Raw genomic sequence first — 22026 nt, 5'->3', positions numbered from 1 at the left:
TGTAATATGCAATTAACAGGAAGAAAAATAGTCATTACAAGGCCGTCAGATCAGCAGGAGGAGTTTGCTGTAATGCTCTCATCTCTTGGCGCTGAGACTGTCAGGTTCCCGGTGATAGCAATTGCCCCGCCTGATAGCTGGGATGCTGCTGACAGGGCAATAGAAAAGATTAAGACATACGATTGGATTATATTCACGAGTGTAAATGGTGTCATCTCCTTTACGGATAGATTGATTGCACTTAAAAAAGATTTAAGTGAAACACTAAATGACATAATGATTTGTGCTATTGGTCTTAAAACTGCAGAGGTGGTTGAATCACACGGGCTTGAGGTAGATTTCATACCTGAAGAGTTTCGTGCGGAGGCAGTGGCTGATGGATTTATAGAGATGGGAAGCCCGGGAAAAAATGTACTTTTACCAAGGGCACAGGTGGGCAGGGATATCTTGCCTAAAGAACTTATCAGAATGGGGATGCATGTAGACGTTATCCCTGTTTACAAGGCAGTACGCCCTGATACTGATGCACTGAGATTAAAGACTATGTTAAGAGACAGGGAAATAGATGTAGTTACATTTACCAGCAGCTCGTGTGTAAAAAACTTTCTTGAGATTATAGGCCTGGATCACTATAAATCGCTCCTGACAGGAGTCAAAATTGCGTGCATAAGCCCCGTAACCTCAGATACTGTAAGAAAGTACGGCCTGAATGTTGATATTATTCCGGACAGATATACAGTGGCTGATCTGGCAGGGGCGATTGCAAGGCATTATGCTAAGTTTTGAGACCCTGAAACAAGTACAGGATGACAGAGGGAAGTATATTAGGACTACCCTGGGATAACGGAGGTAATTACATGGCATTTCCAAAGACCCGTCTCAGAAGGATGCGGGCTACTGAGACTCACAGACGGATGGTCAGGGAGACAAGGCTCTCGGTTGATGATCTCATCTATCCGCTCTTTGTAGTTCATGGCCGCAATGTTAAGCGTGAGATAAATTCCATGCCCGGGGTTTTTCAATTGTCCACAGACAACATTATTAGCGAAGCAAAAGAGGTCAACTCACTTGGTATACCTGCGGTGATCCTCTTTGGCATACCTGATCACAAGGATGAGACAGGGTCAGAGGCATATGCTGACGACGGGATTGTTCAACAGGCGGTCAGGGCAATCAAGGATAACATACCTGACCTTATAGTTATAACTGATGTCTGCCTGTGCGAGTACACAAGTCACGGACATTGCGGTGTTGTTAAGGATGGCCGGGTGCTCAATGACCCTACTCTGGAACTACTGTCAAGAGAGTCTGTATCGCATGTGAAGGCAGGCGCTGATATTGTTGCCCCGTCGGACATGATGGATGGCCGGGTATCAAGTATCAGGCAGTCCCTTGACAAAGAAGGGTTTGAGAATATTCCAGTTATGGCTTATGGCGCAAAATACGCATCGGCCTTTTACGGACCTTTCCGAGATGCAGCGGAATCAACACCTCAGTTTGGCGACAGGAGATCGTACCAGATGGATCCGGCAAATTCGAGGGAGGCCATGCAGGAGATCGCCCTTGACATTGAAGAAGGGGCAGACATAGTTATGGTCAAGCCAGCCCTTCCATATCTTGATATAGTATGCAGAATAAAGGAGCGGTGGGATATACCTGTTGCGGCCTACAATGTCAGCGGGGAATATGCCGTGGTTAAAGCCGCTGGACGGCTCGGATGGATTGATGAGTCCCGTGCGATGATGGAAACGCTAATTTCTATAAAGCGTGCGGGAGCAGATATAATACTTACCTATTTTGCCAAAGATGCAGCGCTTGTATTACGGGAGGATAAATAATTAATTGAATATTATCAGGGGTATTGCCGCTATTCCTAATGGTCTCGACAATACGGTCGTGACAATAGGAAACTTTGACGGGGTTCATCTTGGGCATCAGGAACTCCTGAAAAGGGTAATCAAGCGCGCCGATGAGATAAATGCCGTCAGCGTTGTTATTACTTTTGAGCCTCACCCCGCAAAGGTGTTAAGACCGGACAAGGCGCCGTGTCAATTAATATCCCTTCAGGAAAAGATAGAACTTTTTCAGTCGTATGGTATCAATGTTGTAATCTGTATTGAGTTTACTCCTGAATTTGCCGGAAAATCTCCTGATGAATTTGCAGAGGAGATTCTCTGCAATAAGATCGGTGCAAGGGTCATTATTGTCGGGGCAAACTACAGGTTTGGAAAAGGTCAGACAGGGGATATTAACTATCTGCGTCAAAAGGGAAAGATGCTGGGCTTTGAAGTCGAAGTGGTAGACCCTGTTGAAATCGGCGGGAACAGGGTCAGCAGTTCAAGGATTAGGGAGCACCTCTCTAAAGGTGAGGTTGACATGGCAGCAGGTCTTCTGGGGAGAGACTATTCAATAAATGGCGTAGTTATGCCTGGTCATCACCGCGGGGTGGTATTAGGCTACCCTACGGCAAACATCTATACTGTTTATGAGGCGATTCCAAAAAACGGAATTTATGCAGTCAGGGTCTTACGGGGGCACGTTGTTTTAGACGGTGCATGTTACATAGGAAATCAGCCGACATTTGCCGGAGAAAAGATTGGCATAGAGGTATTTCTCTTTGACTTCAACGGAGAACTATACCACGAGCACCTGACGGTTCAGTTTGTTAAATTAATCAGGGATGAAAAGAAATTTGATAACGAGGAAGAGTTAATACAACAGATAAAGGATGATGTTATAAGGGCAAAGGAAGTGTTGATAGAAGAAGCAATGAGAATGAAGAAGCAATGAGCAATGAGAATGCCCTGATAAAAAAAGTCCGGGAAACGATTAAGCACTTCAAAATGCTTGAATACGGCGATAACGTGCTTGTAGCCGTCTCCTCAGGTCCTGACTCGGTCTGTCTCCTCCATGTATTAAAGGAATTACAGGATGAAAATAACCTCTCCCTTAATATTGCTCATCTGAATCATGGATTCCGGGGTGAAGAGGCGGAGGACGATGCCAGGTTTGTTCAGGATATGGGAGATTCGCTTGGCATACCGGTTATTGCAGAATATTCGGATATCCCTGCCTATGCCAGGGCAGAGCGTATATCAAAACAGGAGGCTGCACGAGAGGTGCGTTACAGATTCCTCAGTTCCGCATCTGATAAGACCGGGGCAGACAGGATAGCCCTTGGTCATACTGCGGATGACCAGGCTGAGACATTCCTCATGAGGCTCCTCAGGGGCTCAGGGTCTCATGGTCTTTCCGGTATCCCGCCTGTCAGGGGGATGATCATAAGGCCCCTTATCGGGGTCCTTCGGAAAGAGATCAGTGAGTACCTATCCTCTTATAATATACGTTGCAGGATTGACTCCTCTAACCTGAGCCCGGTTTATCTTAGAAACAAGATCCGCTTGGAACTCATACCTTATCTTGCAAAGGAATATAATCCTAATATCATGAATACAATCATAAGGAGTTTAAATGTATTAAGGGATGAGGACATATTTCTTGAGAATTATGTTAAGACAATGTTCCGGGATGTAGTAAAAAATCAGGCAGATGGTATTATACAGTTTGATGTCAAGAGGTTTAACGCTTGTGAAAAACCGGTAAAAAGAAGATTGGTGAGATGTGCCGTAGAATTTCTTAAGGGGTCAGAGGGTATTGCATTATCCTTTCAGCATGTTGAAGAGGCCCTTTCACTGTTGTATCATAACAGGTCGGGGGAAATTAATTTACCTGCCGGAGTAGTGGCTGAGAGAAGAGGAGATTTATTCAGCATATATTTACAGTCATCGGTTATATCAACTCCACAATATGCTTTAACAGTAAGAATTCCCGGAGATACTATAGTGCATGAGGCCGGTATAAAAATTAACACTACAATACGATCGTCTCTTTTTCCGAAGAGAGGTACGCAGGATAAGGCAGAGACCGGCAGAGATACTGCATATTTTGATATTAATAAATTTACGGAACCCTTGATTGTCAGAAACCGCAGAGAAGGTGATTTCTTTTGCCCGCAGGGAATGGGGGGAAAGAGAAAAAAGATAAAAGAATATTTTATTGATTTAAAAATATCCCGAAAAGACAAAGAGAGGATACCGATACTTACTTCACCCGAAGGTATCATGTGGGTTGCCGGATACAGGATGGATGAAAGATTCGGGGTGACGCAGGCAACGGAAAAGGTACTGGAAGTCAGGGCCGAAAAAATTGCGGCATAGAGTGAAATGTAAGTTTTAAACAGAAAGGATGGAAGGCATGGAACGCATTTTTGGTAAACCTCTCATTACACAGAAGGCGATAGAAAAGAGAGTGAAAGAGCTTGGGGCGCAAATCACCGCTGATTATGACGGCAAAGACGTGCTGCTGATCTGTTTACTAAAGGGGGCCTACACCTTTTTTGCCGATCTGGTTAGAAATGTTCATTTACCAGTAATGGTTGATTTCATGATGGTGTCAAGTTATAGAGACCGGTCTGTATCCAGCGGTTCAGTAAATATCATTCAGGAATTATCAGTTTCTATTGAAGGAAAAGACGTACTTCTTGTTGAAGATATTATTGATTCAGGATTGACCCTGGATTATATATATCAGACCCTTAAGACAAAAAAACCTGAGTCGTTAAAATTGTGCGTCCTTCTTGATAAGTCTGAAAGAAGAAAGCATAAAGTTCCAATCGAATATCTTGGGTTTACTATTCCAAATAAATTCATAATCGGTTATGGCCTCGATTATAAGGACAAATATCGTAACCTGCCATATATTGCTGTCCTGGATAAGAGTGAGGTTGAATAATTCAGTTAGATGACTGATAAACCTGCGTCAGGAACCCTCTACATCGTCAGTACTCCAATAGGTAATCTTGAGGATATTACTCTGAGGGCATTGAAGGTCCTTGGGAGTGTCCGGATAATTGCTGCAGAAGATACCCGTCACACGCAGAGATTGCTTCACCACTATGATATACATACCCCGCAGACCAGTTATCATGATCACAATAAAGAAGAAAAGTCTGCAATCCTTATTGCCAAATTAAAAGAGGGCCTTGATATTGCACTGGTTTCTGATGCAGGGACCCCCGGTATTTCTGATCCCGGATATTACCTTATAAACAGGGCGATAGATGATAATATAAGGATAACACCAGTCCCTGGTCCCACTGCGTCTATTGCAGCCCTGTCAATCTCAGGGCTTCCGACAGATGCCTTTGTCTTCGAAGGCTTTCTGCCTGCCAAAAAGGCGGCACGTCAGAAAAGGTTCAGGGAGATTTGCTCAGAACGACGTACCATTATTATGTTTGATACACCCCGGCGGGTATCTTCATCACTTGAAGACATTGCAGAGATTCTGGGTAACAGGCGTGTAGTACTTACAAGAGAGCTTACCAAGATGTTTGAAGAGGTCATTAGAGGCAGGGTAATAAATGTCATGGAAAAGATCAGGGGAAGAGTCTTGAAGGGTGAGATCACTATAATAATAGAAGGAGCGCATGAAGAAACTGCTTTTGACGTTGCAGACTTGACTGGCTGTCTGAAAAGGATGATGCAGAAGGAAGGGCTCAGTCTCAAGGATGCGGTTGGCAAGGCATCAAAAGAGCTGAATCTTCCCAGGAGTAAGGTATACAGTGAGGCGCTTAAGATCCATAGATCACCTTCAATTACCACTCGTAAATAAGGCTTAAATTAATTCCCTGACAAAGGTCTCGAATTTCAGTATCGGTTGTTCCGGCACCCCTTGTTCCGTCTCCGCTGAACTTTGCATGGTATGCCAGATAATAATATCGCAGCGCTAATGCTGTCTTGTCAGACACGTTAAAGTGTTCTGCCAGACCGAAATAATATCCATAGGCATGCGGGTTTGTTCCACTGGTCACCGGGTCTTCCTCTATATCGAGAGATGGCAGGTATCCGACGTTTACGACCCCTTTCATTTTTGATGTCATAGGATAACTCGCAGTCAATGCTATGTCTATTCCGCTGTATTTGATATTGTTGAAATATTTAGAATCGCTTTTGTCTACCTCGAAATCATAGATGTGGTAGCCTACAGACCCGACTATCTCCGGACTCAAACGATCGCTTGAAAAGAAATGGCGATACTTGAGATGGGCTGTCAGCCATGAAAGCGATGCATCCGTCTTAGGAACGCTGCCAGTCTGTTTGAAATAAATCCAGGAAGCTGAGTAAGAGACATCTGCCCCCAGTGGTGCAAGAACCCAGTACTCTCCAGCCATGGTGACTGATGTGACTGGTGACGTATCACGCCTGAAGTTGAACTGATTTGAGCTGATTTTATAGTCATTAAGGAGGAGACCGGCGCTTACTGCCAGTGATCCCCGGGGCCGTCCCGGAGGTTCTTTGGTCAACCTCTGTTCTCCGGTGTTGAGCAATTCAGGCGACAGCTTTTTTTCGGCCAACAACTCATTCTTCTCTATATGACTTTCAAGGATAAATTTCTCGGATGGGATAAAATCCGCCTTACTGCCAGCTTTGATCTTAGCCCCCTTTTTACTACTGATAATCTTTCCGGTTGCTGATAGATCCTCCACCTGTGTAACCTGAATTACTCCCAGGTCTTTCCGCTTGAATGAGATAATCTCGTCGGTATAAGGATGCCGTTTCACCCCGATGATCTCAAAGAGGGACACTTTCGATCCTGTCTCAACCCCATGTTTGAGGCCCGCATCAAAGGTCACTACTCCATTTTTAACCTGTGTGATGACTGCCTTATAAGGTATTCGCCGGATCAATTTCACAACTAGTTCGCGAACGTTTTCCTCCAAATCAGCCAGAGATGCCAGCTCATTAACGGCCAGTAGTTCCAGAGCAAACATCTCCCCCCTCTTATCAAGGATCTCAAGAGAGATGTTTATCATTTCATTGGAAAGATCAACCCGGCCAACGATAAACCCGTCAGCCTGCAATATTTTGTTGATCGTGCCTAACGATTGCTGCGAGAGCGGGTGTTGAACACGAACTTTATCCTGCGGAATGATATCGAACCTCAGCATCTGCTCAAGCTCGTCTCTGACGATTTTTTCAATTTTCTCGCCGTAGTCTTTTCCTGTACGATCATCAGTATTCAGCAACGCAAGCTTTTTAAACAAGAATACATCGTTCGGTGCGTCAGCAAATACAAACGGGGGTATTAAAAAAAAGAGAACGAAGAGGCAACTTAGGGAAAAGAATAACTGAAGTGGTCGGTTGTTTATCTTTTTCATGTTACCACAACTGTTGGAATAATCAATCAGAAGAAGGGAGTTGGTCCGTATAACCCTCCACAAATATCATAGTTATTGTATAATAATCCAATCAGTATTTATACAAATAATAACCGGCTATCAAAAAATCGCCATTCTTTTATCAAAAACTCTTCGATTCCTTTGGAAGAGGGTAGTGGTTTTGACACCAGAAAACCCTGAACATTGTCACACAGTAAAGTGCCGAGTAACCTGAACTGCTCTATCGTTTCAACACCCTCAGCCATTACTTCCAAATTCATGATATGAGCCACCTGAATGATAGATGTAGCAATAGCCGCATCATCAGGGTTGTTAATAATATCACGCACAAACGGCATACCTATCTTCAGCATATCAATAGGCATCCGTTTGAGATATTCAAAAGAGGAATAACCTGTGCCAAAATCGTCAATTGATATTCTTATTCCAAGAGACTTTAATTCATGCAGTATCTCTATGTTGGACTCTATGTCTTCCATCACTGCGCTTTCGGTCACCTCAAGTTCCAGATATCCCGGGTCCAGTCTGGTATCCTTTAGTATCCTCTTTACCGTACCTACAAAATCTTTTTGCACCAGCTGGCGTATAGATAGGTTTACAGCCACTTTGACTGGCTTAAGACATTTATCTTGCCAGAATTTGTTCTGTACACAAGCTGAATGTAATACCCATTCGCCTATAGGCACAATAAGTCCGGTATCCTCAGCCAGTGGTATGAAATTACCTGGAGAAATCAGCCCTCTTTCCGGATTCTGCCAACGAACAAGGGCCTCGAGACCAATAATATTACCAGTGGAAATATTAACTTGTGGTTGGTAGTGCAGAATAAACTCTCTGTTTTCAATAGCCATATGGAGCATGCTCTTCATTTTTACAATCTCAATTGTTCTCTCGGTCATAGCTGGCTCATAAAGCTGGTAGGTGTTTTTACCTTCTTCCTTTGCCCTGTACATCGCGATGTCGGCGTTCTTAAGAAGTGTACTGACATCCTCTCCGTCGTCGGGATATATACTGATACCAATACTTGTTGTGACAAAGCAAACTTGCCCGTTCAGAACGAAAGGTTTATTAAATTCTGAAAATATACGTTCGACTACCTGAGTAATATTGTCAACCTTTTTAAGATCATCTATGAGAATTATAAATTCGTCCCCACCATGCCGGGCCAGTGTATCACAGGAGCGTGTATGCTTATTCAATCTTTCAGATACCTCTTTGAGCAGATTGTCACCTTCAGCATGTCCAAATGAGTCATTGATATGCTTAAAGTTATCAAGATCAAGGAAAAGGATTGCTGCAAGCCTTTTACTTCTTCTTCCCTGGGCCAGCAAATGGTTAAGACGATCAATGAGAAGGACCCTGTTCGGAAGTCCGGTAAGTTGGTCATGATATGCCATTTTTAAGATGGTTTCTTCGGACTTCTTTCGCTCGGAGATGTCTTCCTTTACTGCGATGAAATGAGTGATAACTCCTTTTTCATTAGTGAGTGGTGATATAGATGCGCTTTCCCAGTAGAATTCACCATTCTTTTTCTTGTTATAAAATTCTCCTCTCCATACTTTACCGGATGTGATCGTATCCCATAATTGTTTATAGTATTCTGGTTTATGTATGCCGGATTTTAAGATATTAGGACTCTGCCCGTTAACCTCTTTACTTGTATATCCTGTCAATCTTGTAAACTTTGGATTGACATATTCTATTATGCCATCGGTGTCGGTTATAACTACTGAGTTTGGGCTCTGCTCAACAGCAAGGCTGAATTTGTGAAGTAGTTGCTCATTTTTTTTAATATCTGTGACCATACGGTTAAAGCCGTCTGCCAGCGATTGCAGCTCCTTAATGGATGACACTGCCTGGCTTGGGGAATAATCCCTGTTGCCTGGGCGCTTAAAATCAGATGATAATAATTCTATAGGGTTAATAATGCGTTTAACTAACGCAAGCCCTAAAAAGGTGAATATTGAAAGAAAGCCGACGGTGATTGCTGTGATTCGGATAAGGATATTGTAAATGTGTTTTGTGATTTGCTGTTGTGGAATTTCGGATATAACACCCCAATTAACTATTTTAATGGTTGAAACTGTTCCAAATACTCTGTTTCCGCTTAGTCCCTGATAAGTCTTTTCCACATCCCAGTCACTGTTTGAAAGCAATGCCCGGATGATATCAAGATTAGTCGCCAAATGTCCAACCTCATACCTTGAATCCCTATGTGAAGTCAGTATACTCCCGCGCCGGTCTACGAGGTATGTTATTATTCCTGGCCGCGTCAGCCGCGGCTCAAGAGTATGCCATAATGTTGTTGCATCAACTTTTGCCAGCAGCATAGCTGTTGGTTGTTCAAGTGGACCTACCGGCACTGCAATATCAAATAACTGTAAACCCGCATAATTTGTGGTTGGACCGATGTACGTTCTCCCGTGCATGGGAATGACAAAGGTCGGTGACAGTTTGTCAGGAACAAGATCGTTGGATAGTAGCCATTCATAATTATCAATGAAACGATCAGATCTGAAACGATCAAAGCTGGCAACAATTTTGCCATCAATGCCGAGGATAAGCAGGGAATTGATTGCTTCTGCACGTCTCATGATAGACCTTAATTGTTCATTCAATAAATTCTTATCTCTATCCCTTTCTAAAGCGGACTCTATGGAATCACTCTCGTGGCTCAATACGGAGATAAGTCGTGAGACTTCGTTTCCCACCTGGATTGCAGCGGCATCATTGAAATGTCTTTCCTTTAACAGCGCATTCTCAAGAAAAGTAGAATAAAGTTTGAGAACAACCAACACTAATATGATAAGTGCGGGCAGCAAACCCACAAGTCCAATTAGTCCATACCATGAATATTTTAGGGATAACTTAAACTTCATTATGAAAATATTTTACTCATTTGTTTACGGATACTGCCTTTTCGACAAATCGGGTATCCATAAAGGAAGCTAAATTCTCCGGTTGTTCTTTCCAGAGACCCATATTGACTAACTTCTGTGACATTGCACGAAGATCTTCTATTGTCGGTACCATATCTGAGTAGTCTATCCAGTCAGGTGGTGTAGTCAGTACCTTTTCAAAGACTGAGGCATTGGAGCCGGTATAATCTTCCCCTATTACGGCTGCTTCATGTGGATGTGACTCTATATACTGTCCGCTTTTTACGAGGGCATTTATGAGTTCCTGAAGTTGTTCGGGGTGCTCTTTGATGAACTGGTCTGTGGCAATGAGCACATGATCCATGTGGTCTTTCCATATCTCAGGGGAGATTGCTGCCATCCAACCCACACCGATCTCGACGGACTTGTTTCCTTCCGGTTCACCTATCATGAAACCATCGATTTCACCTTGACGCAGGGAGTTTATCATGTCTCGCGGAGGCATTCCTATTATTGTGACTTTATCAAGGGAGACCCTGTGTTGTTTCAATACCATGTGCAGTAAGACATTGTGCTGGGAATAGATGTGAGGCACTGCAATGATAGTCTTCATGTCATTAAGTGCATCTATGGACTTTATCTTATTAGAGAGAATAAAGCCATTACCGTTTCTGTCGGCCTTGAGTACGATCTTGACAGGAAAACCATCACGGATCAATTTCATAGCCAGGGGTGATATAATGAAAGTCCCTGACAGCCTGCCGGCTTTCAAGTCCTTCATTACTGCGTCCCAGTCATGGTTTTGGACAGTTTTGAGACGAAAAGTAGTAAGATCATCCTGGAACTTCTTCTCAGCAACGGACAAAGGGAGATGTCCACCGCAAATCAGACGGCCTACGCTTACTTCAGGTTTCTTTACGACTTCAGCTTTACCCTGTAAATTCTTATCGCAGGAAGTGATGAAGGAAAACATAATAAACAACAGAAATAATTTACATAGACTACTTATTGTGCTTGAGTGAGACATAAATCCAGCTCCTCTTTGCGGTTTTTAGACAAGGGAATATCGTCTACGTTACTATCGGTTACTGGTCATTATAATGAGAGTCTCTGATAAGATTATCGGCGCGGTATCCGGTCGTTGCAGTTAAATAGGCGCTGTCCCTATTTAACTCCTATTTAACTCGCCTGACTGCCATTTCCCAGAGGAAAATCAGCTCTTTGCTTTTTAACAGATAGAGTATCAGTATATAGGAAATGGAACTTATTAATATACTGCCGAACAATAAACCTATTTTTGTTGATGACGGACCATTTGATGCCCAGATATCCCCTCTGGTGATCAGCCACGCGATGACTCCCATAACCAGTGTTGCCGGCACTACCTTCTTCATTGAATGGATGATCTCCATAAGATGCAGTCTCCCCAGCCTCTTCCTTAATGCCCAGATAAGAACAGAGAGGTTTGCCATGGATGCCATTGAAGTTGCGAGGGCAAGGCCGCCATGCTGAAGTGGTCCCATAAGAAGCAAGGAGACTATGATGTTTACAGCCACTGCTATTGATGCTGCCTTCACAGGGGTTTTGGTGTCCTGCAAAGAGTAGAATGCCTGGGCAGTAATCCTGGTCCCTGTAAATGCCCATAGACCCACTGAATAATATAAAAGTGCATCTGCAGTCCCGATAGTTGCCGCGTAATCAAAGGCCCGTGACTGAAACAGTACGCTTATTATCGGTATCCGGAGGACGATCAGGCCTGCCATCGCCGGCAGTGTTATGAAGAGTATTAATCTGATCGCAAATGAATAGGTCTTTCGCATCTCATCATAATCTCTCCTGACCGCTGCAGCCGATAGCGTCGGAAGCACTGCTGATGCCATGGCCACTCCAAATATGCCTAGTGGGAAATGAATAAGCCTGATGCCATAGTATAAGTAGGTAATGCTCCCCTCCTTTAATAAGGATGAAAGGACTGTATTTACAAATATGTTTACCTGTGTTACTGAAAGTCCAAGGATCATAGGTACGATCAACTTCCCTATCTGGATTACTCCGGGGTGAGTTGGATTAAAATACCACCCGAGGGTCATTTTTCGACGTGATAATGAGGGTAATTGAAAGGCAAACTGACAAATACCTCCGAGCAGAACGCCTGTGGCAAGACCATAAATAGGGACGCTGAAACGGGGGGCGAAGACATATACACCAGTTATCATGAATATCGAAAGCATTATCGAAGATAGTGAAGGTATGGCAAATGAGCCAAGGGTGTTTAAAATCCCCATTGCAAGGGCAGCGAGGGAGACAAACAGGAGATACGGGAACATTATACGGGTGAGTTGTACCGTTAAGTCGAACTTGCCCCCTGATGCCGAGTGAAAACCAGGGGCGATTACCGAGACTACAGACGGCGCCGCAATTATCCCTATGATAGTTACTATTGTAAGTATGACTATAAGGGCTGTAAAGGTTGCCCTTGCAAGCCGCTGCGCCTCTTCCCGACCCTCTTCATTGAGATGCCTGGTGAAAACCGGGATGAAGGCGGCTGAAATGGAGCCTTCTGCAAAAAGCTCCCTTAAAAGTGAAGGGACGCGGTATGCAACGTAAAATGCATCTGCTACCATTCCCGCACCGAAAGCCCATGCCACTACCATGTCACGGACAAATCCGAAGATCCTGCTGATCAGGGTAGTGACACCCATCACCGCCGCTGCCTTTGCAACCTTTTCCTGGTTATTCATCCTGAAATCCCTTTTCAAATCCCCCCTGACCCCCCTTTTCTAAAGGGGGGTAGATTATTTCCCCCTTTGAAAAAGGGGGATTAAGGGGGATTCACATCGCTATCGTCTACTCATTGCTCATTGCTTTCCACTCATTGCTTCTTCTTCACTTGACAGACAAATATATTTCATGTTACAAGATATGTCTACTTAATAATATAAAAGGAGAATGATAAAGTGGCATTAAGACATAAATCAGCCCTTAAGAGGGCAAAGCAGTCAGAGAAAAAAAGACTTAGAAATAAGGCAGCTATGTCTACCTTGAAGACACTGGTTAAGAAGGTTGTAACATCTGCAGAAGATAAGGAGACTCAGGATAGTAAGGAAAATCTCAGGTTAGCGACTGCCTATATTGATAAAGTTGCCGGCAAGGGCCTTATCCACAAGAACAAGGCCAGCAGGATTGTTTCAAGGCTTACCACCCGCGTTAACAAATCCGCAAACAGTTAACAAGAGTTTTTCCAATACAATAGCCGGTTTGATTGCTGATCCTTTTAAAAGGCTGTCTGTCTCAATCAGGCTCTCAAATATTTTGTTCAGCTCCTTCCCCGTAAACTTCTTCAGGCGCTGAGAAAACTCTCCGGCCTTAAAAGGGGGTACGCCGGCGTGAATCGCAGCCTTGTCAGGTTTTTCACCCGCATCGATCAGTACATTGGCCTTCAGCATTGTCCTGACTTCCTTAGTAATGAAAAAGAATATCTTGACTGGAGCTTCTCCCTCATCCATCGCCCGCTTCAGGGCCAGGATTGCATCATTCAATCTCCTGTCAAATATTGCATTAATAACCTCAAATACAGAGACGCTTCGTATATTGTTCGATACCTTTGTAACATCACTCAGGGATATCGTCTTTTTATCCCTGCTATATAGCGTAAGCTTCTCAATGTCATTCCTGAGCGACATCATATCGCTGCCTGCCATTTCAGAGAGCATATAGGCAGCATCATCATTTATAGCTATTCCTGAACGCTTTACCTCCTGCCTGATCCAGCCTCCAAGCTGATTCTTTATTAGCGGCTGGCAAAGTACCATAACCCCGTTCCTGCCTATCGAAGATGCAAACTTTTCGCGTTTGTCCAGTTTTACGGCTGTAAGGATCAGGCAGGTAGTGGGAGAAGGGTTATTAATATAAGAAATAAGGCTCTCCCTCTCTTTTGACGTCCATTCATCAACATTTTTTAATACAACAACCCTGTAGCTGGTCATTACAGGGAGTGTCTCAGCAATCCCTATAACGTTTGCGGCCTTTACATCTGAAGCAGATAAAATATCGTAATTAAACTCCCGGATTCCTTTATCAAGCAATCTATCACTTACAAGTTGTACCCCTTCATCAATAAAGAGCTGCTCCCCGCCTGTAAATAAATAGACAGGGGAAGGCTTAATCCCCTTGAAACGTCCTGAGAATTCTGTATAACTTATTCCAGCCACACACCACCTCCGGATAACTTATCAACTACCATCCCAATAATACCCTGTCTGCTGCTTCCTCAGAGAGGTTTCTTGCAATCTCTCTAAGCGCTGAAAGCTTTGAGACCCTTGTGACCATGACATCACTGCTGACCTTATATTCTGCAGTTGAAGTAATGTCCTTTTCCCAGAGAGGATTGACTGAAGGAACTGGTCCTTTACTTTCCCCGATCTGGAGGGGGGTATTCTCCTGTAGAATTAAATGTGTTGTTACAGTTACCCGGTATTCAACAATATATGAGGCGTCAAAGGAGACAGGTGTTTCTTTATAGGAAACAACACTCCCCTTTAAAATCATATCCGCCTTTGATTTGTCAACAACCTCTATCCTCCCATCCTTCAGAAATTCCCTTACAACTGCGACCGTAAGATCCTCCTCTATGATAGGTTCCATGGTCTTATTTTCAAAGACAGGGATAAAAAGCGATTTGACACCGGTTTTAAGATGACCGCCTGTGCCGGCCATATGGTATCCGCATGCCGTGAGGAGTAAGAAAGAGCATAAGAAGAGGCAAACCCATCCCCACCCTTTCCCTCCCCTTGAAGGGGAAGGTATTATTAGCTTCCTTTGTGAACCCATTTTTATATAACTATATTCACCAGTTTACCTTGTACAACAAATACCTTTTTTGGAGTTTTGTCACCAAGAAAACTCTTTAGCCTTTCATCCGAGAGTGCTTTTTCCCTTATTTCCTCTTCCCCTGAACCTGCTGGCACCATAATCTTACTCCTGACCTTGCCATTTACCTGTATGATAATAATCCTCTCCTCTTCAGAAGCTATCTCGTCACTGCAGGAAGGCCATTTGTATTTTAATACAGAAGGTTCATGACCAAGCATAGTCCACATCTCCTCAGAGATGTGAGGGGCAAAGGGGGACAATAGAAGGACAACGTTATCCATGGCCTCTTTCATGGCAAAAAGGAATACCTTATCCCCGGTACGTCCATCAACAGGAACAAGGTAAATATTGTTGACCAGTTCCATGATAAAACTTATTGCCGTGTTGAAATGGAATACATCAATATCATCTGTAACCTTCTTGATAGTCTGATGCACCGCTTTTCTGAGATTTTTTAAATCAGCAGGCAGTTCTCCCTCCGGGCATGAATCGGGGAGACCATTGAAGAACGGCGCCAATTCCGCTACCTTTCTGTATATTCGTGACAGGAATCTGTGGGCACCCTCTACTCCCCTGTCATTCCAGTCGAGATCTTTTTCAGGCGGTGCGGCAAACAATGAAAAAAGCCTCGCAGTATCAGCGCCGAAGGTCTCAATAATATAATCGGGATCAACGACATTACCTTTGGACTTGGACATCTTTGCTCCGTCTTTTATGACCATACCCTGCGTAAGGAGGTTCATGAATGGTTCATCGTTTTGTATAAGACCAAGGTCTCGAATTACCCTCGTAACGAACCTTGAATAGAGCAAATGGAGTACTGCGTGTTCAATGCCTCCAATATACTGGTCTACATTCATCCAGTAAGAGATATGATTGCTGTTAAAAGGGAATTTGTCCGAATGTGGTGAGCAGTAACGGAGGAAATACCACGACGAATCAACGAATGTATCCATGGTATCTGTCTCCCGTCTTCCATCCCCGTCACAAGCCGGGCACCTGGTTTCTATAAACTCCCTCGATTGGAGCAGCGGTGAGCCCCCCTTTCCTGTAAATGCAACATCTTTGGGCAGCAATACCGGAAGTTCATTTTCCGGTATTGGTACAGTCCCGCATTTGTCACAGTAAATAACAGGTATTGGTGTCCCCCAGTAGCGTTGTCTTGAAACACCCCAGTCACGGATCTTGTAATTAACAGTGCATTTGCCCATTCCCTCTTTTTCAATGTATGCTGCAATCAGTCCAATGGCTTCAGAAGACTTAACTCCGCTGAATTGTCCGGAATTTACAAGGACCCCCTCCTCCGTATATGCCGCTGTCATTGAATCAACAGAGAGTGTCCCCTCATTATTCTGGATTACAACCCTCTTTGGGATCTTATATTTCCCTGCGAATTCATAATCCCTCTGATCATGTGCAGGCACAGCCATTATGGATCCTGTTCCATACTCAACCAGAACAAAGTTCGCAACCCATACAGGTATCTTTTCCCTGGTAAGCGGGTTTATGGCGTATCGTCCTGTAAACACCCCTTCCTTCTCCACATCTGCAGAGGTCCGGACGATCTTATCCTGGCGCTTCACACGCTCTATGAAATCCCTGACACCGGTCTCAGTCTCAGTCCCCCGAATAAGTTCATTAACCAGAGGATGTTCAGGGGCAAGGCTCATAAACGTAGCGCCGAATAATGTATCCGGCCTTGTGGTAAATATCCTGACAGGGATATTACTGTCTGCAAGGGGGAAGTCAATTTCAACACCCACACTCTTTCCAATCCAGTTCCTCTGCATGGTCAGTACCCGCTCCGGCCACCCCGGAAGGTTGTCACATCCTGACAGCAGTTCTTCAGCATAATGCGTTATTTTAAAAAACCACTGTTCCAGGTTTTTTTGCTCAACAGCTGAGCTGCAGCGCCAGCAGCTTTCATCAACAACCTGTTCATTGGCAAGGACAGTCTCACATGAACCGCACCAGTTCACGCTCGACCTCCGCTTATACGCAAGCCCTTTTTCATACATCTTTAGAAAAAACCATTGATTCCACTTATAATAAGCAGGCTCACAGGTGGTAATCTCGCGCCCCCAGTCATAAGACAGCCCCATCCTCTTCAATTGATGTTTCATGTACGCTATATTTTGACTTGTCCATACGGCAGGATGAACACCCTTTTCTATTGCCGCATTTTCTGCAGGAAGCCCGAATGAATCCCAGCCCATCGGGTGCAATACATTAAAACCGCGCATGGTCTTATGCCGCGCAATCACATCTCCGATGGAATAGTTCCGAACATGCCCCATATGTATCCTGCCTGAAGGATACGGAAACATCTCAAGGCAGTAGTATTTGGGCTTAGAGGAGTCCTCTGTCACCTTAAAAGTGCCACTGTCTTCCCAGTATTGCTGCCACCTTGGCTCTATTTCTTTATGGTCATATTTTACAGACATAGACGGGTATTCTATAACCCTATGAGGAGGGCTGTCAATACGGGGAATTTCAGGTAATCTTATGCATATTAATAAAAATCAATTGCTATGATAATCTCCTCATGCTACTTTAATCAGATGAATCTGCATAACTGATATGAAACAACCCGGAAATTCAGGAGGATACCAGATGAAATCGAATTTAATTGTCGTCTTATCGTTAACAGCCGTCTTGAGCGCAGGGACCATAAACAATGTCTACTCAGCAGAAGCAGAGCATTCTGCAGCAGCCAGAGATATAAAGAAGATTGAAGAGGTCTTTGCCGGTAAGGACGCACTCAAGGGCAAGAGGATCACAATAAAGGGAGAAGTTGTAAAATTCAACAGCGGCATCATGGGGAAGAACTGGGTTCACATAAAAGACGGAAGCGGAAAACCCGGCACCAATGATTTAACTGCAACAACACAGGACATTGTCAAAATCGGAGACAAAGTAATCATTACCGGAACACTTGCCGTAGGTAAAGACTTTGGCGCCGGCTACATTTATGATGCCATTATTGAAGATGCAAGCATAACACCTGCGAAGTAGTTAACTTGATAATTCCCTTTGCCTTGAGGTAAAGACGTCAGTCGCTTATCAATATGGCCCGTGCCGGTGCACCGTCACATCCCGCCAGTTTGATTGGGAGGCAGTATAAGGTAAAATATCCCTGGGTAATTTCCGACAGATTCAAGCCCTCAATGATCACAACGCCGGCGTTAAGCAGGGCTAAGTGAGTAGGCCGGCTTTGCTTATAAGGCGCTACTGACAGGTAATCCATTCCAATCAATTTTACTCCAAGATTTACAAGAAACTCAGCACCGTCAGAGTTGATACCAGTAAAACCGGTTTGAAAAGTTGCCCCGCTGTCCTTCCAGTATCCGGAGTTGTCTGTCTTTATCAGGAGACGGAGCGTTCCGGAGGGTATTGAAGCCTGTTTCAATACAGATGATGTGATAACTTTCACGCCTGGTAGTTCAAGGACATAGGCAGGACCTGTGAGCAAATCAAGAGGGAGTTGTTCTGCTGTAGCGCCATCAGTGAGGAAATGAAATGGTGCATCCACGTGCGTACCGGTATGTACTCCCATTGCAATCCTGGAGACATTGGCGTTTGCCCCGTCTTCAATCTTTGCTACACGCTCTATGCTGACCGGGGGGTCGCCGGGCCAAACAGGCAGGTCAGGGGATATTGTAACGGATATGTCATATATTTTCATGTTTATTCACCCTAAAATAGCCTTTCAAATCCCCCCTGACCCCCCTTTTCTATAGGGGGGTAACTAATTTCCCCCTTTGAAAAAGGGGGAGTAAGGGGGATTATTTTCATTCCCCAGAGCAAATTTCTTCTTAATTTCTCCAAGAGTCATGGTGTTTAATACATCTTTTCTTGTAAGCCAGCCCTTTCTTGCTATTCCGACTCCATATGAGACATTGGCGATATCTTCTGCATGGTGGGCATCAGGGTTAATGCTGATCTTTACTCCCCGCTCCTTTGCATACTTACAGTACCTCCAGTCCAGATCCAACCTGTAGGGGTGGGCGTTTATTTCAATTGCAACACCATGTTCTGCAGCAGCATCTATAACTTTGTAGATGTCCACCTTATAACCTTCTCTTGAGAGGAGCAGACGCCCTGTAGGATGACCGAGCATGGTTGTATATGGATTAGATATCGCCGTGATAATCCTCTCAGTCATCACCTCTTCGCTCATATTGAATCCGCTGTGAACCGAGGCAATCACAAAATCGAATTTGGATAGTATTTCATCATTGTAGTCAAGGGAACCATCAGAGAGTATCTCACACTCTATTCCCTTAAATATATAGAAGTCTTTTAGCTTGCTGTTTAATTCGTCAATCTCATCATGCTGCGCACGCAATTTTTCTTCAGTGAGACCTCCTGCATAGTATGCAGATTTACTATGATCTGTGATGCCTATATACTGATAACCTGCCCCCTTTGCCAGAGTCACAGCCTCATGCAGTGTCATGTTTGCATCACTGTATGTAGTATGCACATGGAAAATCCCTTTTATATCATCGGATTCAATTAGCTCTGGTATGCTGCCCTGTTCTGCTGCCTCGATCTCCCCCTTATCCTCTCTCAACTCAGGGGGAATGTACATGAGTCCGAGGGCCTTGAATATCTCCTCCTCACTCTTACATGGTAAAGAATCTTCTCCCTTAAAGAGACCATATTCGTTCAATTTGAGGCCGAATTTCTTTGCACGGCTGCGCATCGCAGTATTGTGTTCGGCGCTGCCCGTGAAGTAATGGAGAGCAAAAGGGTACTCGCTGTCAGAAACAATTCTAAGATCAGCATTTATACCACTGTTAAGAATAACGCTTGATTTGGTATCACCTTTACCTGTAATGGATTGGACATCAGGAAGGGTAGTAAAGAAGTCCATGACCGATTCTGCACTCTTGTGTCTGGCACTTGCCACAATATCTATATCCTTGATAACCTCTTTTCTGCGTCTGATACTTCCGGCAATACTGCTCATCTTGACATCCTTATTCTTATCCAGTAAAGAAAGAAGTCGTTCAGCGTCCTTCAGGGCAACATTAAAAAGGTGATGTCCCATCCCCTTCCTGTAATACTCTATCCCTTTTAATATCTTCTCCTGAGTAGCTTCACCAAAACCATGAAGACCAACGAGCCTGTTTTCAATGCAGGCATACTCAAGCTCACCTACAGTAGATATTCCAAGTTCATCGAAAAGTGCCTTTGCCTTTTTTGGACCAACACCAGGAATCCGTATGATCTCCAGAAGACCGGCAGGGAGCTCCTTTTTAAGGTCGTCGTAGTATTTAAGGCGGCCAGTGCGATTGAGCTCAACTATCTTTTCATACAGACCCTTTCCTATACCCTTCTGTTCCGCAAGAGTGCCATCTTCGATGGCCTTATCCAAATCTTCTTCAAGCGCCTCAACAGATACTGCTGCATTATGATACGCCCTGAATTTAAAGGGATTTTCGCCTTTAAGCTCAAGGAGGATGCCTATCTCCTCCAGGATCTTACTGACATCAAGTTTATTCATTATTTACTCTAAAATGCTCCTGACTGCCTGTCATTCCTACGAAAGTTGGAATCCAGAATTAAGTCATCGTTCTGGATTCCCGCATAAGCGGGAATGACATCTACATGGTCCTTATATTCTGCCCTCTCGTTTCAACCGCGAATGCTCTTTCAACATACATTTGTCCATTACTACATGCAAACCAGCCGCTCGTGCCTTGCCCGCTGCCTCCTCATTTACAATTCCTTCCTGCATCCATATCGCCTTTACCCCGATCCTTATAGCCTCTTCCACCACAGGAAGGACATCCTCCGGCTTTCTGAATATATCTACAACGTCAACTTTTTCAGGGATGGATGTAAGATCAGGATAACTTTTTTCTCCATTCACATCCTGGATAGTTGGATTCACAGGTATAATCCTGTAACCCTGCCCCTTCAGATAGCTTGCCACTGTCAGGCTGGGCCTGCCAAGTTTATTGGATATCCCGACTACAGCAATATTTCGAGATTCAAGTAGGATTTTATCAATATCATCCATTTCAATATATTCCAATGGGTCAATTTATGTCAACAATGCAAGATGGGCAAAGCAGCTCACAAAATAACAGAAGTTGAAACCGATATCAGGGAAAGCCACACTCCGGGCGGCCGAAGTCAGGTAAGTCAGGTGAATTTTCAGTCACAAGGTGTGGTGTATCCGCCTGATGAGGGGTGATTATAAAGGCTCAACTAATTAGAGCCTGTGTATAAACTATGTTTGTCTGTCTGTTTAAATCATAACTTTCCGTTTGTTGAACAATGAATGTGGAGCTTCATCAAACGGACCGTTCAGGAGCTACGATAAGGTCTCAGTCAGGACTTAATCACTGCTTAACGATCCACACCTTGACTTCAGCAGAAACTTCCGGATGAAGTTTAACCGGGACGTGGAAGAGCCCGAGTTCTTTTATAGGTTTTTCAAGAACTACCTGGTGTTTATCTATAGTCATGCCTTCCTTTGTGATGGCTTCGGCAATATCAGCAGTAGTCACAGAACCAAACATTTTTTCACCTTCACCAACCTGTCTTGCTATGGTAACTGACAACTCACCCATCTTCTTTGACATTTCTTCAATAGCGTGCAGGTTTTGCTTCATCTTTTCTTCGAGTTCCTTCTTCTTTTGTTCCACTGTCTTGATATTGTGAGGTGTAGCCTCTACCGCCTTCTTCTGCGGAATCAGGAAGTTTCTGCTATAGCCGCTGGATACTTCTACTATCTCCCCAAGTTTGCCTAAGCCTTTGACATCTTCTTTTAAAATGACCTTCATAGTATTCCCCCATTCTCTCAGATGATAACTAACCTGACAGTTATAGCTAAGTTGGCATGCCATTGTCAATAAAAAAGATTTGACACCCATGCCTACCTTTTGTAGTATAAACAATTGTCATTCATACATGCAAGTGATGTCGTCCTAAATGCCGAAGTGGTGGAATTGGTAGACACGCTAGGTTCAGGGTCTAGTGTTCGCAAGGACATGGGGGTTCGACTCCCCCCTTCGGCACCAT

The 22026-nt window shown here is 44.1% G+C and carries 19 protein-coding genes and 1 tRNA gene; 9 read left to right on the top strand and 11 right to left on the bottom strand.

Features of this window, described 5'->3' with window-relative positions; translation table 11 throughout:
* Positions 1-6: 6 nt before the first annotated feature.
* The 6 genes from IT392_11035 to rsmI all read left to right on the top strand — a co-directional run bounded on the left by IT392_11035 (position 7) and on the right by rsmI (position 5670).
* Positions 7-786 (top strand): uroporphyrinogen-III synthase, encoded by a 780-nt coding sequence (locus tag IT392_11035; protein ID MCC6545011.1) that lies wholly within the window; start codon positions 7-9, stop codon positions 784-786.
* 71 nt (positions 787-857) lie between these two features.
* Positions 858-1838 carry a porphobilinogen synthase gene (gene hemB / locus IT392_11030; protein ID MCC6545010.1) on the top strand — a complete coding sequence of 327 codons (981 nt, stop codon included), beginning with the start codon at positions 858-860 and terminating at the stop codon, positions 1836-1838.
* Positions 1839-1842: 4 nt separating this feature from the next.
* Positions 1843-2790, top strand: a complete 948-nt coding sequence (locus tag IT392_11025; GenBank protein ID MCC6545009.1) for a bifunctional riboflavin kinase/FAD synthetase — start codon at positions 1843-1845, stop codon at positions 2788-2790.
* The gene (gene tilS, locus IT392_11020; protein MCC6545008.1) at positions 2787-4217 is read left to right on the top strand and encodes a tRNA lysidine(34) synthetase TilS; all 1431 of its coding nucleotides are present in this window, start codon (positions 2787-2789) and stop codon (positions 4215-4217) included. Before IT392_11025 ends, tilS begins: the two co-directional genes overlap by 4 nt.
* A gap of 37 nt (positions 4218-4254) precedes the next feature.
* Entirely contained in the window at positions 4255-4791 is a 537-nt protein-coding gene (hpt, locus tag IT392_11015; protein MCC6545007.1) for a hypoxanthine phosphoribosyltransferase, read from the top strand.
* Positions 4792-4800: 9 nt separating this feature from the next.
* Complete coding sequence (gene rsmI, locus IT392_11010; protein ID MCC6545006.1) at positions 4801-5670, top strand: 16S rRNA (cytidine(1402)-2'-O)-methyltransferase; 870 nt, start codon at positions 4801-4803, stop codon at positions 5668-5670.
* Here rsmI and IT392_11005 read toward each other — a convergent pair.
* From IT392_11005 to murJ, 4 genes are all read right to left on the bottom strand, one after another.
* On the bottom strand, positions 5654-7216 hold the full coding sequence (locus IT392_11005; GenBank protein ID MCC6545005.1) for a hypothetical protein: 1563 nt from the start codon (positions 7214-7216) through the stop codon (positions 5654-5656). The genes rsmI and IT392_11005 overlap by 17 nt on opposite strands.
* Positions 7217-7314: 98 nt before the next feature.
* Positions 7315-10116 (bottom strand): EAL domain-containing protein, encoded by a 2802-nt coding sequence (locus IT392_11000; GenBank protein MCC6545004.1) that lies wholly within the window; start codon positions 10114-10116, stop codon positions 7315-7317.
* A 16-nt stretch (positions 10117-10132) separates the two neighbouring features.
* Complete coding sequence (locus IT392_10995) at positions 10133-11143, bottom strand: ABC transporter substrate-binding protein (protein MCC6545003.1); 1011 nt, start codon at positions 11141-11143, stop codon at positions 10133-10135.
* A 148-nt stretch (positions 11144-11291) separates the two neighbouring features.
* Complete coding sequence (gene murJ, locus IT392_10990) at positions 11292-12875, bottom strand: murein biosynthesis integral membrane protein MurJ (GenBank protein ID MCC6545002.1); 1584 nt, start codon at positions 12873-12875, stop codon at positions 11292-11294.
* Positions 12876-13073: 198 nt separating this feature from the next.
* Between murJ and rpsT the strand changes: the two genes are divergently transcribed.
* Complete coding sequence (gene rpsT / locus IT392_10985; GenBank protein ID MCC6545001.1) at positions 13074-13346, top strand: 30S ribosomal protein S20; 273 nt, start codon at positions 13074-13076, stop codon at positions 13344-13346.
* Here the strand turns inward: rpsT and holA are convergent.
* The 3 genes from holA to IT392_10970 form a co-directional block, all read right to left on the bottom strand.
* The gene (holA, locus tag IT392_10980) at positions 13305-14327 is read right to left on the bottom strand and encodes a DNA polymerase III subunit delta (GenBank protein MCC6545000.1); all 1023 of its coding nucleotides are present in this window, start codon (positions 14325-14327) and stop codon (positions 13305-13307) included. The genes rpsT and holA overlap by 42 nt on opposite strands.
* 25 nt (positions 14328-14352) lie before the next feature.
* Complete coding sequence (locus IT392_10975; GenBank protein ID MCC6544999.1) at positions 14353-14832, bottom strand: LptE family protein; 480 nt, start codon at positions 14830-14832, stop codon at positions 14353-14355.
* 116 nt (positions 14833-14948) lie between these two features.
* Complete coding sequence (locus IT392_10970) at positions 14949-17432, bottom strand: leucine--tRNA ligase (protein MCC6544998.1); 2484 nt, start codon at positions 17430-17432, stop codon at positions 14949-14951.
* A 169-nt stretch (positions 17433-17601) separates the two neighbouring features.
* On the opposite strand from IT392_10970, the gene IT392_10965 reads away from it, so the two are divergent.
* A complete protein-coding gene (locus tag IT392_10965; GenBank protein ID MCC6544997.1) occupies positions 17602-18003 on the top strand; it encodes a hypothetical protein in 402 nt (133 codons plus the stop codon).
* Positions 18004-18040: 37 nt separating this feature from the next.
* Here the strand turns inward: IT392_10965 and IT392_10960 are convergent, their stop codons facing one another.
* The 4 genes from IT392_10960 to IT392_10945 form a co-directional block, all read right to left on the bottom strand.
* Entirely contained in the window at positions 18041-18673 is a 633-nt protein-coding gene (locus tag IT392_10960) for a cyclase family protein (protein MCC6544996.1), read from the bottom strand.
* A gap of 63 nt (positions 18674-18736) precedes the next feature.
* Entirely contained in the window at positions 18737-20500 is a 1764-nt protein-coding gene (gene polX, locus IT392_10955; protein MCC6544995.1) for a DNA polymerase/3'-5' exonuclease PolX, read from the bottom strand.
* A 111-nt stretch (positions 20501-20611) separates the two neighbouring features.
* A complete protein-coding gene (locus tag IT392_10950; protein MCC6544994.1) occupies positions 20612-21019 on the bottom strand; it encodes a CoA-binding protein in 408 nt (135 codons plus the stop codon).
* Positions 21020-21344: 325 nt separating this feature from the next.
* Entirely contained in the window at positions 21345-21788 is a 444-nt protein-coding gene (locus IT392_10945; GenBank protein MCC6544993.1) for a 50S ribosomal protein L9, read from the bottom strand.
* 150 nt (positions 21789-21938) lie between these two features.
* Here IT392_10945 and IT392_10940 point away from each other — a divergent pair.
* Positions 21939-22025: transfer RNA gene (locus IT392_10940), tRNA-Leu, on the top strand.
* The last annotated feature ends 1 nt before the right edge of the window (position 22026 follow it).

This window comes from Nitrospirota bacterium (assembly GCA_020846775.1).
Lineage (GTDB): Bacteria > Nitrospirota > 9FT-COMBO-42-15 > HDB-SIOI813 > HDB-SIOI813 > RBG-16-43-11.
Note: the sequence above shows the minus strand (reverse complement) of the source record. Positions and strands in the feature narration are given on the sequence as shown.

What these genes read in the sequence shown, in the direction of transcription:
- IT392_11035 (MCC6545011.1), top strand. Translation starts at nt 7, where the DNA reads ATGCAATTAACAGGAAGAAAAATAGTCATTACAAGGCCGTCAGATCAG.
- hemB (MCC6545010.1), top strand. Translation starts at nt 858, where the DNA reads ATGGCATTTCCAAAGACCCGTCTCAGAAGGATGCGGGCTACTGAGACT.
- tilS (MCC6545008.1), top strand. Translation starts at nt 2,787, where the DNA reads ATGAGCAATGAGAATGCCCTGATAAAAAAAGTCCGGGAAACGATTAAG.
- hpt (MCC6545007.1), top strand. Translation starts at nt 4,255, where the DNA reads ATGGAACGCATTTTTGGTAAACCTCTCATTACACAGAAGGCGATAGAA.
- rsmI (MCC6545006.1), top strand. Translation starts at nt 4,801, where the DNA reads ATGACTGATAAACCTGCGTCAGGAACCCTCTACATCGTCAGTACTCCA.
- IT392_11005 (MCC6545005.1), bottom strand. Translation starts at nt 7,216, where the DNA reads ATGAAAAAGATAAACAACCGACCACTTCAGTTATTCTTTTCCCTAAGT.
- IT392_11000 (MCC6545004.1), bottom strand. Translation starts at nt 10,116, where the DNA reads ATGAAGTTTAAGTTATCCCTAAAATATTCATGGTATGGACTAATTGGA.
- IT392_10995 (MCC6545003.1), bottom strand. Translation starts at nt 11,143, where the DNA reads ATGTCTCACTCAAGCACAATAAGTAGTCTATGTAAATTATTTCTGTTG.
- IT392_10975 (MCC6544999.1), bottom strand. Translation starts at nt 14,832, where the DNA reads ATGGCCGGCACAGGCGGTCATCTTAAAACCGGTGTCAAATCGCTTTTT.
- IT392_10970 (MCC6544998.1), bottom strand. Translation starts at nt 17,432, where the DNA reads ATGTCTGTAAAATATGACCATAAAGAAATAGAGCCAAGGTGGCAGCAA.
- IT392_10965 (MCC6544997.1), top strand. Translation starts at nt 17,602, where the DNA reads ATGAAATCGAATTTAATTGTCGTCTTATCGTTAACAGCCGTCTTGAGC.
- IT392_10960 (MCC6544996.1), bottom strand. Translation starts at nt 18,673, where the DNA reads ATGAAAATATATGACATATCCGTTACAATATCCCCTGACCTGCCTGTT.
- polX (MCC6544995.1), bottom strand. Translation starts at nt 20,500, where the DNA reads ATGAATAAACTTGATGTCAGTAAGATCCTGGAGGAGATAGGCATCCTC.
- IT392_10950 (MCC6544994.1), bottom strand. Translation starts at nt 21,019, where the DNA reads ATGGATGATATTGATAAAATCCTACTTGAATCTCGAAATATTGCTGTA.
- IT392_10945 (MCC6544993.1), bottom strand. Translation starts at nt 21,788, where the DNA reads ATGAAGGTCATTTTAAAAGAAGATGTCAAAGGCTTAGGCAAACTTGGG.